14 protein-coding genes and 2 tRNA genes are annotated in these 13,996 nt (G+C 57.2%); 15 read left to right on the top strand and 1 reads right to left on the bottom strand.

Annotation, left to right across the window (positions count from 1 at the left end; all coding sequences use genetic code 11):
* Positions 1-12 precede the first annotated feature (12 nt).
* Positions 13-417 (top strand): hypothetical protein, encoded by a 405-nt coding sequence (locus NK667_RS23295; RefSeq protein ID WP_054616166.1) that lies wholly within the window; start codon positions 13-15, stop codon positions 415-417.
* 9 nt (positions 418-426) lie between these two features.
* On the opposite strand, the gene NK667_RS23290 is transcribed toward NK667_RS23295, so the two are convergent.
* Positions 427-735, bottom strand: coding sequence for a YhbY family RNA-binding protein (locus NK667_RS23290; RefSeq protein ID WP_054050049.1), 309 nt, complete (start codon positions 733-735; stop codon positions 427-429).
* Between the two features lie 105 nt (positions 736-840).
* On the opposite strand from NK667_RS23290, the gene rlmE reads away from it, so the two are divergent.
* The 14 genes from rlmE to rpsO all read left to right on the top strand — a co-directional run bounded on the left by rlmE (position 841) and on the right by rpsO (position 13,838).
* Positions 841-1,470, top strand: coding sequence for a 23S rRNA (uridine(2552)-2'-O)-methyltransferase RlmE (rlmE, locus tag NK667_RS23285; protein ID WP_020299918.1), 630 nt, complete (start codon positions 841-843; stop codon positions 1,468-1,470).
* Between the two features lie 202 nt (positions 1,471-1,672).
* Positions 1,673-3,586: an ATP-dependent zinc metalloprotease FtsH gene (ftsH, locus tag NK667_RS23280; protein WP_054050044.1), complete on the top strand. Its 1,914-nt coding sequence runs from the start codon at positions 1,673-1,675 to the stop codon at positions 3,584-3,586.
* A gap of 8 nt (positions 3,587-3,594) precedes the next feature.
* Entirely contained in the window at positions 3,595-4,446 is an 852-nt protein-coding gene (folP, locus tag NK667_RS23275) for a dihydropteroate synthase (RefSeq protein ID WP_054616165.1), read from the top strand.
* 16 nt (positions 4,447-4,462) lie between these two features.
* A complete protein-coding gene (gene glmM / locus NK667_RS23270) occupies positions 4,463-5,800 on the top strand; it encodes a phosphoglucosamine mutase (protein ID WP_054616164.1) in 1,338 nt (445 codons plus the stop codon).
* A 66-nt stretch (positions 5,801-5,866) separates the two neighbouring features.
* Positions 5,867-6,622 (top strand): triose-phosphate isomerase, encoded by a 756-nt coding sequence (gene tpiA / locus NK667_RS23265; protein ID WP_054616163.1) that lies wholly within the window; start codon positions 5,867-5,869, stop codon positions 6,620-6,622.
* A 4-nt stretch (positions 6,623-6,626) separates the two neighbouring features.
* Positions 6,627-7,010, top strand: coding sequence for a preprotein translocase subunit SecG (gene secG, locus NK667_RS23260; RefSeq protein ID WP_017336473.1), 384 nt, complete (start codon positions 6,627-6,629; stop codon positions 7,008-7,010).
* 22 nt (positions 7,011-7,032) lie between these two features.
* A tRNA-Leu gene (locus NK667_RS23255) sits at positions 7,033-7,118 on the top strand.
* Positions 7,119-7,214: 96 nt separating this feature from the next.
* Positions 7,215-7,291, top strand: a tRNA-Met gene (locus NK667_RS23250).
* A gap of 138 nt (positions 7,292-7,429) precedes the next feature.
* A complete protein-coding gene (gene rimP, locus NK667_RS23245; protein WP_010463487.1) occupies positions 7,430-7,888 on the top strand; it encodes a ribosome maturation factor RimP in 459 nt (152 codons plus the stop codon).
* A 47-nt stretch (positions 7,889-7,935) separates the two neighbouring features.
* On the top strand, positions 7,936-9,417 hold the full coding sequence (nusA, locus tag NK667_RS23240; protein ID WP_008024459.1) for a transcription termination factor NusA: 1,482 nt from the start codon (positions 7,936-7,938) through the stop codon (positions 9,415-9,417).
* A gap of 27 nt (positions 9,418-9,444) precedes the next feature.
* On the top strand, positions 9,445-11,970 hold the full coding sequence (gene infB, locus NK667_RS23235) for a translation initiation factor IF-2 (protein WP_054050036.1): 2,526 nt from the start codon (positions 9,445-9,447) through the stop codon (positions 11,968-11,970).
* Between the two features lie 159 nt (positions 11,971-12,129).
* Entirely contained in the window at positions 12,130-12,531 is a 402-nt protein-coding gene (gene rbfA, locus NK667_RS23230; RefSeq protein ID WP_054050033.1) for a 30S ribosome-binding factor RbfA, read from the top strand.
* Between the two features lie 3 nt (positions 12,532-12,534).
* Positions 12,535-13,452 (top strand): tRNA pseudouridine(55) synthase TruB, encoded by a 918-nt coding sequence (gene truB, locus NK667_RS23225; RefSeq protein ID WP_054616162.1) that lies wholly within the window; start codon positions 12,535-12,537, stop codon positions 13,450-13,452.
* Positions 13,453-13,568: 116 nt separating this feature from the next.
* The gene (gene rpsO / locus NK667_RS23220; RefSeq protein ID WP_003176135.1) at positions 13,569-13,838 is read left to right on the top strand and encodes a 30S ribosomal protein S15; all 270 of its coding nucleotides are present in this window, start codon (positions 13,569-13,571) and stop codon (positions 13,836-13,838) included.
* Positions 13,839-13,996: the final 158 nt, after the last annotated feature.

Below are 13,996 nucleotides of genomic sequence, written 5' to 3'. Positions count from 1 at the left end.
CGTGCGGGCGCCATGCTTTGGCAACTGACTCAGATGTTATGGGTGGGCGGCGTGTGGTTGTTGCATATCGGTCTGCTGCCGGTGCTGGGCAAGGTTGGCATGGCGCCGCTGCTGATCGACGAAATTGAAGGCATGCTGGATGCGCTGATGGTGGGATTCGCCACAGCGTGTGTGATTTTTCAGGCTTTGGTGCTGGTTCAGGCCGAGGGCCTTGTCAGTCTATGGCGCGATATTCGCGGACAATTGCTGCTGATGGCGCTGTATGCGTGCGGGATGTTTTTCATCGTGCGCTTTGGCTGGCCGCAAGCGGTGCGCTGGGAAACGTTCAGCTATCTGGTACTGGGGTTTTCCGGGCTGGTGCTGGTATTGCAACCAGTGCCTGGATGGAGTGGCAGGGTGCGCGAAGCACACCCTTGACTCTTGTCATCACGCGAAGCGATGGACGTTCGACAGCTGCTTGTTGACGCTGAAGTTCTTGCGGTAAATCAATGCCATCTTGCCGATGACCTGAACCAGGTCCGCTTTGCCGGCCTTGCAAATTTCTGCAACGGTGGCCAGGCGGGATTCGCGATCGAGGATGTTGAGCTTGATTTTAATCAGCTCGTGATCCGCCAGCGCGCGTTCAAGTTCGGCTAACACACCTTCAGTCAAACCGTTGTCAGCCACAGTCAAAACTGGTTTCAGATGGTGGCCAATGGATTTGTATTGTTTCTTCTGCTCTGGTTTGAGCGGCATAATCTGACCCCTGCGTCTGATCTTGTAAAAAGCGGCGGCCAGTTTACCCGAGCGAGTCCGGGACCGCCCAGTTAATCACGACCCGTTTTATTTTAGAGGTGGCCCGTGGCCCGTTCCAAGACAAGCCTTAAGTGGCTGCAAAGACATGTCAATGATCCCTACGTAAAGCAGGCGCAGAAGGATGGTTACCGCTCGCGTGCGAGTTACAAGCTTCTGGAGGTCCAGGAGAAATACAAACTGATCCGTCCGGGTATGAGCGTTGTCGACCTGGGAGCGGCGCCCGGCGGCTGGTCGCAGGTCACCAGTCGGCTGATCGGTGGTCAGGGGCGTCTGATCGCCTCGGACATCCTGGAAATGGACAGCATTCCGGACGTGACCTTCATCCAGGGTGACTTCACCCGGGACGACGTGCTCGCTCAGATCCTTGAAGCCGTGGGTAATTCGCAGGTGGACCTTGTGATTTCCGATATGGCCCCCAATATGAGTGGTACGCCTGAAGTGGACATGCCAAAAGCCATGTTTCTATGTGAGCTGGCTCTTGATCTGGCAGCTCGCATACTCAAGCCAGGTGGTAATTTCGTGATCAAGGTGTTTCAGGGCGAAGGGTTTGATGCATACGTGAAGGACGCTCGTCAGAAATTCGACAAGGTCCAGATGATCAAGCCGGACTCTTCCCGCGGCAGTTCCCGCGAGCAATACATGCTGGCTTGGGGCTATCGCGGCCGTAGTGAGTAAATCGAGGTTTTTCAGCGGGTCGATAGGTTTTTCGTATTTCGCCCCGCGGGCATTAGCGAATAATGTGTAGAAAGTGTTTCACAAAGGGTTACAGACGGCGCCTGCCAGAGTCGTAGGTAATGTAGTAAGTTAGGCCGGTGAATATCATGCGAAGCGCGCGCCAACAGCGGAGCTTGCTTCAGAGGGTAGTTAATTGAACGATATGGCAAAGAATCTGATCCTGTGGTTGATCATCGCGGCTGTCCTCGTGACGGTGATGAACAACTTCTCCAGCCCTAACGAGCCGCAGACCCTCAACTATTCCGACTTCATCCAGCAGGTCAAGGATGGCAAGGTCGAGCGCGTAGCTGTAGACGGCTATGTGATTACCGGCAAACGCAACGATGGCGACAGCTTCAAGACCATTCGTCCGGCGATTCAGGACAATGGCCTGATCGGCGACCTGGTGGATAACCATGTTGTGGTCGAAGGCAAGCAGCCTGAGCAGCAAAGCATCTGGACTCAACTCCTGGTCGCAAGCTTCCCGATCCTGGTGATCATCGCCGTCTTCATGTTCTTCATGCGGCAGATGCAGGGCGGTGCCGGCGGTAAGGGTGGGCCAATGAGCTTCGGCAAGAGCAAGGCACGCCTGCTCTCCGAAGATCAGGTGAAAACCACCCTGGGTGACGTTGCCGGTTGCGACGAAGCCAAGGAAGAAGTCGGTGAACTGGTCGAGTTCCTTCGCGATCCGGGCAAGTTCCAGCGCCTGGGCGGTCGCATTCCTCGCGGCGTGCTGATGGTTGGCCCTCCGGGTACTGGTAAAACCTTGCTGGCCAAGGCGATTGCCGGCGAAGCCAAGGTGCCATTCTTCACCATCTCCGGTTCCGATTTCGTCGAGATGTTCGTGGGTGTCGGTGCAAGCCGTGTTCGCGACATGTTCGAACAAGCCAAGAAACACGCGCCATGCATCATCTTTATCGATGAAATCGACGCCGTTGGTCGCCACCGTGGCGCCGGCATGGGCGGCGGTCACGATGAGCGCGAGCAGACTCTCAACCAGTTGCTGGTAGAGATGGACGGCTTTGAAATGAATGACGGCATTATCGTCATTGCTGCAACCAACCGTCCGGACGTACTGGACCCTGCGTTGCTGCGTCCAGGCCGTTTCGACCGTCAGGTTGTGGTCGGTCTGCCGGACATTCGTGGTCGTGAGCAGATTCTCAAGGTCCACATGCGCAAAGTGCCAATGGGTGACGATGTCGCTCCGGCCGTGATTGCTCGTGGTACTCCGGGTTTCTCCGGTGCCGACCTCGCCAACTTGGTGAACGAAGCGTCGTTGTTCGCTGCCCGTACCGGCAAGCGCATCGTCGAAATGAAGGAATTTGAACTGGCCAAAGACAAGATCATGATGGGCGCCGAGCGCAAATCGATGGTCATGTCCGAGAAAGAGAAGCAGAACACTGCTTACCACGAGGCTGGCCACGCTATCGTCGGTCGCGTTGTGCCTGAGCATGATCCGGTCTACAAAGTGTCGATCATTCCTCGCGGTCGTGCGCTGGGTGTGACCATGTTCCTGCCGGAAGAAGATCGTTACAGCCTGTCCAAACGTGCACTGATCAGCCAGATCTGCTCGTTGTACGGCGGCCGTATTGCTGAAGAGATGACTTTGGGCTTCGACGGCGTCACCACTGGTGCGTCGAACGACATCATGCGTGCAAGTCAGATTGCGCGGAACATGGTGACCAAGTGGGGCCTGTCGGAAAAACTCGGTCCGTTGATGTATGCCGAAGAAGAGGGTGAAGTGTTCCTCGGTCGCGGCGGTGGCGGTCAGAGTGCAAGCTTTTCTGGCGAGACGGCGAAGCTGATCGACTCCGAGGTGCGTAGCATCATCGATCAGTGCTACGGCACGGCCAAGCAAATCCTGACGGACAACCGTGACAAGCTCGACGCCATGGCGGATGCCTTGATGAAGTACGAGACGATCGACGCCGATCAGATCGATGACATCATGGCCGGTCGTACGCCGCGTGAGCCGCGTGACTGGTCAGGTGGTGGTGCCGGCACTTCCGGTACGCCTCCGGTGGCGCAGGATCCGCGTCCAGAAACACCGATCGGCGGTCCGGCTGCTGACGTTTAAGGTTTGAAATGACTTCTGTTCAGTCCCTGACCCGGTTGCCTTGCGGCAACCGGGTTCTTGATTTAGCCCATACGCATGTCATGGGCATTCTCAATGTCACCCCCGATTCTTTTTCCGATGGCGGCCGATACAGTCAGCTCGATGCGGCTTTGCGCCACGCCGAAGCGATGGTGGCGGCTGGCGCGACACTGATTGATGTCGGTGGCGAGTCAACCCGACCCGGCGCCAGGGCGGTTTCGCCGCTCGAAGAGCTCGAGCGCGTTGCGCCGATCGTCGAGCGCATCCATCGTGAGCTGGATGTCATTATTTCTGTTGATACCTCCACGCCAGCCGTCATGCGCGAAACCGCACGACTGGGTGCGGGCTTGATCAATGATGTGCGCTCATTACGGCGAGACGGTGCCCTGGATGCTGCTGCGGCCACGGGGTTGCCGGTATGCCTGATGCATATGCTCGGCGAGCCGGGCGACATGCAGAACGACCCGCAGTATCGGGATGTAACAAAAGAAGTTGGCGAATTCCTTGCCGAGCGCATGACGCAATGTGCTTCCGTGGGGATCCCGGCAGAGCGGATCATCCTTGATCCGGGTTTCGGTTTCGCCAAAACCCTGCAGCACAATCTAAGCTTGTTCAAACATATGGAAGCCTTGCATGCCTTGGGGCGGCCCCTGTTGGTCGGGGTTTCGCGAAAGAGCATGATTGGGCTGGCGTTGAATCGTCCGGTTGGAGAGCGCCTTTTTGGCGGTCTGGCACTTGCAGCGCTGGCCTCGGTCAAGGGCGCGCGTATCTTGCGTGTCCATGATGTGGCCGAAACAGTCGATGTGGTGCGGATGATCGCTGCAGTGGAATCAGCCGAATAAGAATGATGGAGCACTTATGACTAAGAAATATTTTGGTACCGACGGCATTCGTGGTCGGGTCGGCGAATATCCGATCACTCCGGACTTCATGCTCAAGCTTGGCTGGGCGGCCGGTATGGCATTCCGCAAGATGGGTGCCTGCAAGGTACTGGTCGGCAAGGACACGCGCATCTCCGGGTACATGTTTGAATCGGCGCTGGAAGCCGGGCTTACGTCCGCAGGCGCCGATGTGATGCTGCTGGGGCCGATGCCGACCCCGGCTATCGCCTATCTGACGCGCACGTTCCATGCCGAAGCCGGTATCGTGATCAGTGCTTCGCATAATCCGCATGATGACAATGGCATCAAGTTTTTCTCCGGGAAGGGCACCAAGCTTCCGGATGAAGTCGAGCTGATGATTGAAGAGTTGCTCGACACCCCGATGACCGTGGTTGAGTCGAGCAAGATCGGCAAGGTTTCGCGCATCAACGACGCTTCGGGTCGCTACATTGAATTCTGCAAGAGCAGCGTCCCGACCGGCACCAGCTTCGCGGGCCTGAAGGTCGTGATCGACTGCGCACATGGCGCGGTCTACAAAGTGGCGCCTAGTGTGTTTCGTGAGCTGGGTGCCGATGTTGTCGTGCTGTCGGCCCAGCCGAATGGCCTGAACATCAACGAAAACTGCGGTTCGACCCATATGGGCCAGTTGCAGGCTGCTGTAATGGCTGAGCATGCGGATCTTGGTATTGCCTTCGACGGCGATGGTGATCGGGTGCTGATGGTCGATCACACTGGCGCTATCGTCGATGGCGACGATCTGTTGTTCATTATTGCTCGCGATCTGCATGAGCGCGGCAAGTTGCAGGGCGGTGTAGTCGGGACGTTGATGAGTAACCTGGGGCTGGAACTGGCTCTGGCGGATCTGGCGATTCCTTTTGTACGCGCCAATGTCGGTGACCGTTATGTGATCGCTGACCTGTTGGAGCGCAACTGGCTGGTCGGTGGCGAGAACTCGGGGCATATCGTCTGCTTCAACCACACCACAACCGGCGATGCGATCATCGCAGCGTTGCAAGTGCTGATGGCGCTCAAGACTCGCTCCGAAGGGTTGGCTCAGGCCCGCCAGGCGCTGCGCAAATGCCCGCAGGTACTGATCAATGTCCGTTTCGGTGGTGGGGCGAGCCCCCTCGATCATCCGTCGGTCAAGGAAGCCAGCGAGCGTGTAACCCAGGCCATGGCCGGTCGTGGGCGCGTGCTGTTGCGCAAGTCTGGGACAGAGCCGCTGGTGCGGGTCATGGTCGAAGGCGAGGACGAAACACTGGTTCGTGGTTACGCTGAAGAGCTGGCAAAACTGGTTACTGAAGTTTCTGCCTGAATTCGGCTTGCCAGCCATGATTGTGTTGGGTAACATCTGCGCCCACTTTGACCGACGAGGTACAGCATGCGTCGCCCTATGGTAGCTGGTAACTGGAAGATGCACGGTACCCGCGCCAGCGTCGCTGAGCTGATCGAAGGCTTGCGTAATCTGGCCTTGCCGAGCGGTGTTGATGTAGCGGTATTTCCGTCTTTCCTGCATGTCAATCAAGTGATTGGCGGTCTGGAAGGCAAGTCGATCAAGGTCGGCGCGCAGAACGCTGCGGTGGAATCCGAACAAGGTGCACTGACCGGTGAAGTTGCTCCGAGTCAGTTGGCTGATGAAGGTTGTTCCCTGGTGCTCGTCGGGCATTCCGAGCGACGCCAGATCATCGGCGAGAGTGATGAAACACTCATTCGCAAGTTTGCAGCAGCACAGGCATGTGGCTTGATTCCGGTGTTGTGCATAGGGGAAACCCTTGAGCAGCGCGAAGCCGGTAAAACGCTTGAGGTTGTCGGGCATCAGCTGGGCAGCGTCATCGAGAAGCTGGGTGTTGAGGTTTTTGCAAAGGCAGTAATCGCTTACGAGCCGGTCTGGGCCATTGGCACCGGGCTGACTGCTTCGCCGCAACAGGCGCAGGATGTGCACGCAGCCATTCGCGCTCAGTTGGCGGCAGAGAATTCTGAGGTCGCACAAGGTGTGCGGCTTCTATACGGCGGCAGCGTGAAGGCGGCCAATGCGGTCGAACTGTTCGGCATGCCGGATATCGATGGGGGGCTCATTGGTGGAGCTTCCCTGAATGCAGATGAGTTCGGTGCGATTTGTCGCGCCGCGGGAAACTGAAAAAATGCTGGAAACAGTCGTAGTCGTTTTTCATCTGCTGGGTGCATTGGGCGTAGTTGCTCTGGTATTGCTACAGCAGGGTAAAGGTGCGGATGCTGGCGCGTCTTTCGGTGCAGGTGCTTCAAATACTGTGTTCGGAAGCCAAGGTTCCTCTACCTTTCTTAGTAAGTTTACTGCTATACTTGCCGCAGGTTTTTTCATAACCAGCTTAGGGTTAGGTTACTTTGCTAAAGAGAAAGCTCACCAGCTGACTCAAGTAGGTTTGCCAAACCCAGCAGTGTTGGAAGTTCCAAAGCAACAACCGGCTTCTGATGATGTCCCGGTGCTTCAAGAGCAAAAGTCGGCTACTCCAGCGACTGACGTGCCTCCAGCTCAAGAGCAAAAGTAAGAAGGGTTTCAAACGTAGTATTGCCGAGGTGGTGGAATTGGTAGACACGCAACCTTGAGGTGGTTGTGCCCATAGGGTGTAGGGGTTCGAGTCCCCTTCTCGGTACCAATTATCAGGAGAGCCCGCTGTTGCGGGCTTTCTTGTAGGTGGAAGGTTACATTGACCCTGTCAGGGATCGGTCGTATACTTCCGCCCCAGCTTTGTCGCGGGGTGGAGCAGTCTGGTAGCTCGTCGGGCTCATAACCCGAAGGTCGTCGGTTCAAATCCGGCCCCCGCAACCAGTTTAAGGAGCCCCTTTTAAGGGGCTTTTTGTTAGCTGGACACTTTCAACGCCGCTGTTCGACGGCGTTTCAAGGATGGGCGTTTCGCCCATTTTTTTATTTTGCATAGCATGCACATACATGCACGAGGGGGTTCAGGTGTCGAGCAAGCTAGAAGAGTTGCAGGCCTTGCTGGCCCCGGTGGTCGTGGCCCTAGGCTATGAATGCTGGGGTATTGAGTTTTCGGCTCAAGGTCGCCACTCAATGTTGCGCGTTTATATCGATAAAGAAGGCGGCGTGTTGGTGGACGATTGTGCCATCGTCAGCCGCCAGATCAGCGGTGTCCTGGATGTTGAAGATCCGATCGCCGTTGAGTACACCCTTGAAGTTTCCTCGCCTGGCATGGAACGCCCACTGTTCACTATTGAGCAGTTTGCAAAATTTGCCGGTGAACAAGTGAAGATCAAGCTGCGCTCGCCTTTCGAAGGCCGACGCAACTTTCAGGGCCTTCTGCGCGGTGTAGAAGAGCAGGACGTCGTGGTGCAGGTAGAAGACCATGAGTTCCTGTTGCCGATCGATATGATCGACAAGGCCAACATTATTCCCAGTTTTGACTGAGACGCGGATCCCGCGGATCCAATGGCTTGCGAAAGGCGAGGCGTACGATGAGCAAAGAAGTACTGCTGGTTGTTGAGTCGGTATCCAATGAAAAGGGCGTACCGGCAAACGTAATTTTTGAAGCGCTGGAGCTGGCTCTGGCCACTGCTACCAAAAAACGTTTCGAGGACGAAGTCGATCTGCGTGTGGAAATCAATCGCCACACCGGTGCTTACGAGACATTCCGTCGCTGGACGGTCGTCGAAGAAGCAGATCTGGACGATCCGGCCATCGAAACCTGGCCGAGCAAGGTTGCCGAAACGCATCCTGGCGCTCAGGTCGGTGACGTAGTCGAAGAAAAAATCGAATCGATCGAGTTCGGCCGCATTGCTGCACAGACTGCCAAGCAAGTCATCGTGCAGAAAGTTCGTGAAGCCGAGCGCGCGCAAGTCGTTGACGCTTACCGCGAGCGCCTGGGGGAAATCATCTCCGGCACCGTGAAGAAAGTTACCCGCGACAATGTGATTGTCGACCTGGGCAACAACGCTGAAGCGTTGCTGGCTCGTGAAGACATCATCTCTCGCGAAACCTTCCGGGTTGGCGTGCGTCTGCGTGCGCTGCTCAAGGAAATCCGCACCGAGAACCGCGGCCCGCAGCTGATCCTGTCGCGTACCGCGCCGGAAATGCTGATCGAGTTGTTCCGCATCGAAGTGCCGGAAATCGCTGAAGGCCTGATCGAAGTCATGGCTGCGTCCCGCGACCCGGGTTCGCGCGCCAAGATCGCGGTCCGCTCCAAAGACAAACGCATTGATCCGCAAGGCGCTTGCATCGGTATGCGCGGTTCGCGCGTCCAGGCAGTGTCGGGCGAATTGGGCGGCGAGCGTGTGGACATCGTCCTGTGGGACGATAACCCGGCTCAGTTCGTGATCAATGCAATGTCGCCGGCTGAAGTGGCGGCAATTATCGTTGACGAAGATGCCCATGCAATGGATATCGCCGTTGGCGCAGACAATCTGGCTCAGGCCATTGGTCGCGGTGGTCAGAACGTGCGTCTGGCTAGCCAGTTGACTGGCTGGACCCTGAACGTGATGACCGAATCGGACATCCAGGCTAAGCAGCAAGCAGAAACCGGCGACATCCTGCGCAACTTCATCGACGAGCTGGAAGTCGACGAAGATCTGGCACAGGTGCTGGTAGATGAAGGCTTCACCAGCCTGGAAGAGATTGCCTACGTACCGTTGGAAGAAATGCTCAACATCGACGGCTTTGACGAAGAAACCGTCAACGAGCTTCGCGCTCGCGCCAAGGATCGTTTGTTGACCAAAGCCATCGCTACTGAGGAAAAGCTGGCAGACGCCCATCCGGCCGAAGACCTGCTCTCGCTTGAGGGTATGGACAAGGATTTGGCGATGGAACTGGCGGTGCGCGGCGTAATTACCCGCGAAGACCTGGCCGAGCAGTCTATTGACGATCTGCTCGACATCGACGGCATTGACGATGATCGTGCCGGCAAGTTGATCATGGCCGCCCGAGCCCACTGGTTCGAGTAATTAGGCGCGGCCTGAGGAGAGAAGTGCATGACGCAAGTCACGGTGAAACAACTGGCCGATGAGGTCAAAACACCGGTAGAGCGCCTGTTGCAGCAGATGCGTGAGGCAGGTCTGCCGCACACCGCCGCCGAAGAACATGTGACTGACAGTGAGAAGCAATCTTTGCTGACTCACTTGAAAAGCAGCCACAAGGCGAAAGTGGAAGAACCACGCAAGATCACGCTGCAGCGTAAAACCACCAGCACCCTGCGTGTTGCTGGCAGCAAAAGCATCAGCGTTGAAGTCCGTAAAAAGAAAGTTTTCGTACAGCGCAGCCCGGAAGAAATTGAAGCCGAGCGCAAACGTGAACTGGATGAGCGTCGCGCAGTAGAAAATGCTGCCCGTCAGAAGGCTGAAGAAGAAGCCAAGCGTCGCGCCGAAGAAGAAGCGCGTCGCCAGCCTGCTGCTGCGCAAACCGGTACTAACGATGCTGTCGCAGCGCCTGCTGCGGTTGCCGAGCCAGTACGCGAAAGCGCACCGGTCGTGGCGGCTGCACCGGCTCCTTCTGCGGACCGCAAGCCGAACGATCAACGTCGTCCGGACAAACCACGTGCAGACGATAACAATCGTCGCAGCGGCGGTGGCGATGGCGAGCGCAAAAACGCTCCGCATCGTGCTTCGGTCAAAGAGAAAGCGCCTGCTCCACGTGTTGCGCCACGTACTACCGACGAAGAAAGCGATGGCTTCCGTCGTGGTGGTCGCGGCAAGGCCAAGCTGAAGAAACGCAACGCTCACGGTTTCCAGAGCCCAACCGGCCCTGTCGTGCGTGATGTGCAGATCGGCGAGACCATCACTGTTGGCGATCTCGCCCAACAGATGTCGGTCAAGGCTGCTGAAATCATCAAGTTCATGTTCAAACTGGGTACTCCAGCGACCATCAACCAGGTACTGGATCAGGAAACTGCCCAACTGGTTGCCGAAGAGCTGGGCCACAAAGTGACCCTGGTCAGCGACACCGCCCTGGAAGATTCCCTGGCCGAGTCCCTGAAGTTTGAAGGTGAGACGTTCTCCCGTGCGCCGGTTGTGACCGTAATGGGCCACGTTGACCACGGTAAGACCTCGCTGCTCGACTACATCCGTCGTGCCAAGGTAGCTGCTGGCGAAGCCGGCGGTATCACCCAGCACATCGGCGCATACCACGTTGAAACTGATCGCGGCATGGTCACGTTCCTCGACACCCCGGGTCACGCTGCGTTTACCGCAATGCGTGCTCGTGGTGCCAAGGCAACTGACATCGTGATCCTGGTCGTTGCAGCGGACGACGGCGTAATGCCGCAGACCATTGAAGCGGTCCAGCACGCCAAGGCTGCCGGTGTTCCTCTGGTCGTCGCAGTGAACAAAATCGACAAGCCGGGCGCTGATCTCGATCGCATCCGTAGCGAACTGTCGGTTCACGGCGTGACCTCGGAAGAGTGGGGCGGCGACACCCCGTTCGTATCGGTTTCGGCGAAAGTCGGTACTGGCGTGGACGAGTTGCTCGAAGCTGTTCTGCTGCAAGCCGAAGTTCTGGAACTGAAGGCAACCCCTTCGGCCCCAGGTCGTGGTGTTGTGGTTGAATCGCGTCTCGACAAAGGTCGTGGCCCGGTTGCTACCGTTCTGGTTCAAGACGGTACCCTGCGCCAAGGCGACATGGTTCTGGTCGGTTCGAACTACGGCCGTGTACGTGCCATGCTCGACGAGAACGGCAAGCCAATCAAAGAAGCCGGTCCTTCCATCCCTGTCGAGATCCTCGGCCTGGACGGTACCCCGGACGCTGGCGACGAGATGAGCGTGCTGTCGGACGAGAAGAAAGCCCGTGAAGTGGCTCTGTTCCGTCAAGGCAAGTTCCGCGAAGTCAAACTGGCCCGTGCTCACGCTGGCAAGCTTGAAAACATCTTCGAAAACATGGGTCAGGCAGAGAAGAAGACGCTCAACATCGTCCTCAAATCCGACGTCCGTGGTTCGCTGGAAGCGTTGAACGGTGCCTTGAACGGCCTGGGTAACGACGAAGTGCAAGTGCGTGTTGTGGGCGGCGGCGTTGGTGGTATCACCGAGTCCGACGCTAACCTGGCACTGGCCTCCAACGCTGTACTGTTCGGCTTCAACGTGCGTGCCGATGCTGGCGCTCGCAAGATCGTCGAGCAGGAAGGTCTGGATATGCGTTACTACAACGTGATCTACGACATCATCGAAGACGTCAAGAAAGCCCTCACCGGTATGCTGGGCAGCGATGTTCGCGAGAACATCCTGGGTACTGCTGAAGTGCGTGACGTGTTCCGTTCGCCGAAGTTTGGCGCGATCGCCGGTTGCATGGTTATCGAAGGTGTTGTTCACCGTAACCGTCCAATCCGTGTACTGCGTGAAGACATCGTTATCTTCGAAGGCGAGCTGGAATCCCTGCGCCGCTTCAAGGATGACGCTTCCGAAGTACGTGCCGGCATGGAATGCGGTATTGGCGTCAAGAGCTACAACGACGTCAAAGCTGGCGACAAGATCGAAGTTTACGAGAAGGTTCAGGTTGCTCGCAGCCTCTAACTCGCGCACTTCAAGGGCCACGGCGAGCCGCCGCATGCAAGTGCGCGGCACGGCGTCAGGACTCTAAACGCAACGCCCGGTCTGGCTTTTGTCAGGCCGGGCGTTTGCCGCTTTCAGACCCCACGGGTTTCACCGTGAGGCAGTAACAGGTAACAAGACATGGCAAAAGAATACAGCCGTACCCAACGTATCGGCGATCAGATGCAGCGTGAGCTGGCACAGCTGATCCGTCGTGAAGTCAAAGACCCGCGCGTAGGCCTGGTCACCATTACCGCTGTTGAAGTCAGCCGTGACGTCGGTCACGCCAAGATCTTCATCACCGTGATGGGCCAGGACAACGCCGAAGACATCGCACAAAGCATCAAGGTGCTCAACTCCGCCGCTGGTTTCCTGCGCATGCAGTTGGCTCGCGAAATGAAGTTGCGCAGCGTTCCACAGTTGCACTTCCACTACGACGAAAGCGTCGTGCGTGGCGCGCATCTGTCGGCCCTGATCGAGCGTGCGGTGGCTGAAGACAATCAGCACCCGGTAACGGCTGAACCCGAAGACGCCAAGGAGTAATCGGTGGCTCAGGTCAAACGTATCCGTCGTAACGTCAGCGGCATCATCCTGCTCGACAAGCCGCTGGGGTTCACCTCCAACGCGGCGTTGCAGAAGGTCCGCTGGTTGCTGAACGCCGAGAAAGCCGGGCACACCGGCAGTCTCGATCCGCTGGCCACCGGCGTGCTGCCGTTGTGCTTCGGAGAGGCCACCAAGTTCTCGCAATACCTGCTCGACTCCGACAAGGCCTATGAAACCCTGGCGCAACTGGGCAAGACCACCACCACGGCGGATGCCGAAGGTGAAGTTTTGCAGGAACGCCCAGTGACCGTTGGTCGCGCCGATGTCGAAGCTGCATTACCCGGTTTTCGTGGGCAAATCAGCCAGATACCGCCGATGTACTCGGCGCTCAAGCGTGATGGCCAGCCGCTGTACAAGCTGGCCCGTGCAGGCGAAGTAGTGGAGCGCGAACCGCGTTCTGTTACTATTGCGCGCTTGGAATTGCTGGCCTTCGAGGGTGATACTGCGCGACTTGCGGTGGATTGCAGCAAAGGCACCTATATTCGCACCCTGGTGGAGGATATCGGTGAGCAACTCGGTTGTGGCGCTTACGTTGCAGAATTGCGACGTACCCAGGCCGGGCCTTTCACGCTGGCGCAGACTGTCACGCTTGAAGAGTTGGAAGCCGTACACGCCGAAGGCGGCAACGAAGCGGTCGATCGCTTCCTGATGCCATCGGACAGCGGCCTGCTGGATTGGCCGCTGTTGCAGTTCTCGGAGCACAGCTCGTTCTACTGGCTTAACGGCCAACCGGTACGAGCCCCGGATGCACCGAAGTTCGGCATGGTACGGGTACAGGATCACAATGGTCGCTTCATCGGTATTGGTGAAGTGAGCGAAGACGGGCGCATCGCGCCGCGTCGACTGATTCGGTCAGAATGACCGAACGAGGGTGGCTGTTAACAGGCACGGTCACTTCCTCATTTATAGATACAGGGATTTGTCCCTGGCCTGTTGAAACCGTCCTCTGGATGGTTTCCTGATAAAAGGATTGCCTCATGGCTCTCGACGTACAAGAAAAAGCTCAAATCGTAGCTGACTACCAGCAAGCTGTTGGTGACACTGGTTCGCCAGAAGTGCAAGTTGCACTGCTGACCCACAACATCAACAAGCTGCAAGGTCACTTCAAGGCCAACGGTAAAGATCACCACTCCCGTCGTGGTCTGATCCGCATGGTAAACCAGCGTCGTAAGCTGCTGGACTACCTGAAAGGCAAGGATCTGGGCCGTTACCAGGCTCTGATCGGTCGCCTGGGTCTGCGTCGCTAATAAGCGATTGCGCTAGAGGTTGGTTGTTTGCTGTGTGCCAGCGGGTTTCCCGCCGGTACATGGCAGGCTCCCAGCCTCAAGTTTTATCTGGATACACGTTTTACCCTGGACAGGCGTTGGGCCGATTCCCGACATTGCCCAAGAATTTCGCAAGAAGA

The organism is Pseudomonas nunensis, assembly GCF_024296925.1.
Classification (GTDB): Bacteria; Pseudomonadota; Gammaproteobacteria; order Pseudomonadales; family Pseudomonadaceae; genus Aquipseudomonas; species Aquipseudomonas nunensis.
The sequence above is the reverse complement of the archived record's forward strand: the minus strand, read 5'-3'. Positions and strand labels throughout refer to the sequence as shown.

What these genes read in the sequence shown, in the direction of transcription:
- infB (WP_054050036.1), top strand. Translation starts at nt 9,445, where the DNA reads ATGACGCAAGTCACGGTGAAACAACTGGCCGATGAGGTCAAAACACCG.
- tpiA (WP_054616163.1), top strand. Translation starts at nt 5,867, where the DNA reads ATGCGTCGCCCTATGGTAGCTGGTAACTGGAAGATGCACGGTACCCGC.
- rbfA (WP_054050033.1), top strand. Translation starts at nt 12,130, where the DNA reads ATGGCAAAAGAATACAGCCGTACCCAACGTATCGGCGATCAGATGCAG.
- NK667_RS23295 (WP_054616166.1), top strand. Translation starts at nt 13, where the DNA reads ATGCTTTGGCAACTGACTCAGATGTTATGGGTGGGCGGCGTGTGGTTG.
- ftsH (WP_054050044.1), top strand. Translation starts at nt 1,673, where the DNA reads ATGGCAAAGAATCTGATCCTGTGGTTGATCATCGCGGCTGTCCTCGTG.
- folP (WP_054616165.1), top strand. Translation starts at nt 3,595, where the DNA reads ATGACTTCTGTTCAGTCCCTGACCCGGTTGCCTTGCGGCAACCGGGTT.
- secG (WP_017336473.1), top strand. Translation starts at nt 6,627, where the DNA reads ATGCTGGAAACAGTCGTAGTCGTTTTTCATCTGCTGGGTGCATTGGGC.
- rpsO (WP_003176135.1), top strand. Translation starts at nt 13,569, where the DNA reads ATGGCTCTCGACGTACAAGAAAAAGCTCAAATCGTAGCTGACTACCAG.
- glmM (WP_054616164.1), top strand. Translation starts at nt 4,463, where the DNA reads ATGACTAAGAAATATTTTGGTACCGACGGCATTCGTGGTCGGGTCGGC.
- nusA (WP_008024459.1), top strand. Translation starts at nt 7,936, where the DNA reads ATGAGCAAAGAAGTACTGCTGGTTGTTGAGTCGGTATCCAATGAAAAG.
- NK667_RS23290 (WP_054050049.1), bottom strand. Translation starts at nt 735, where the DNA reads ATGCCGCTCAAACCAGAGCAGAAGAAACAATACAAATCCATTGGCCAC.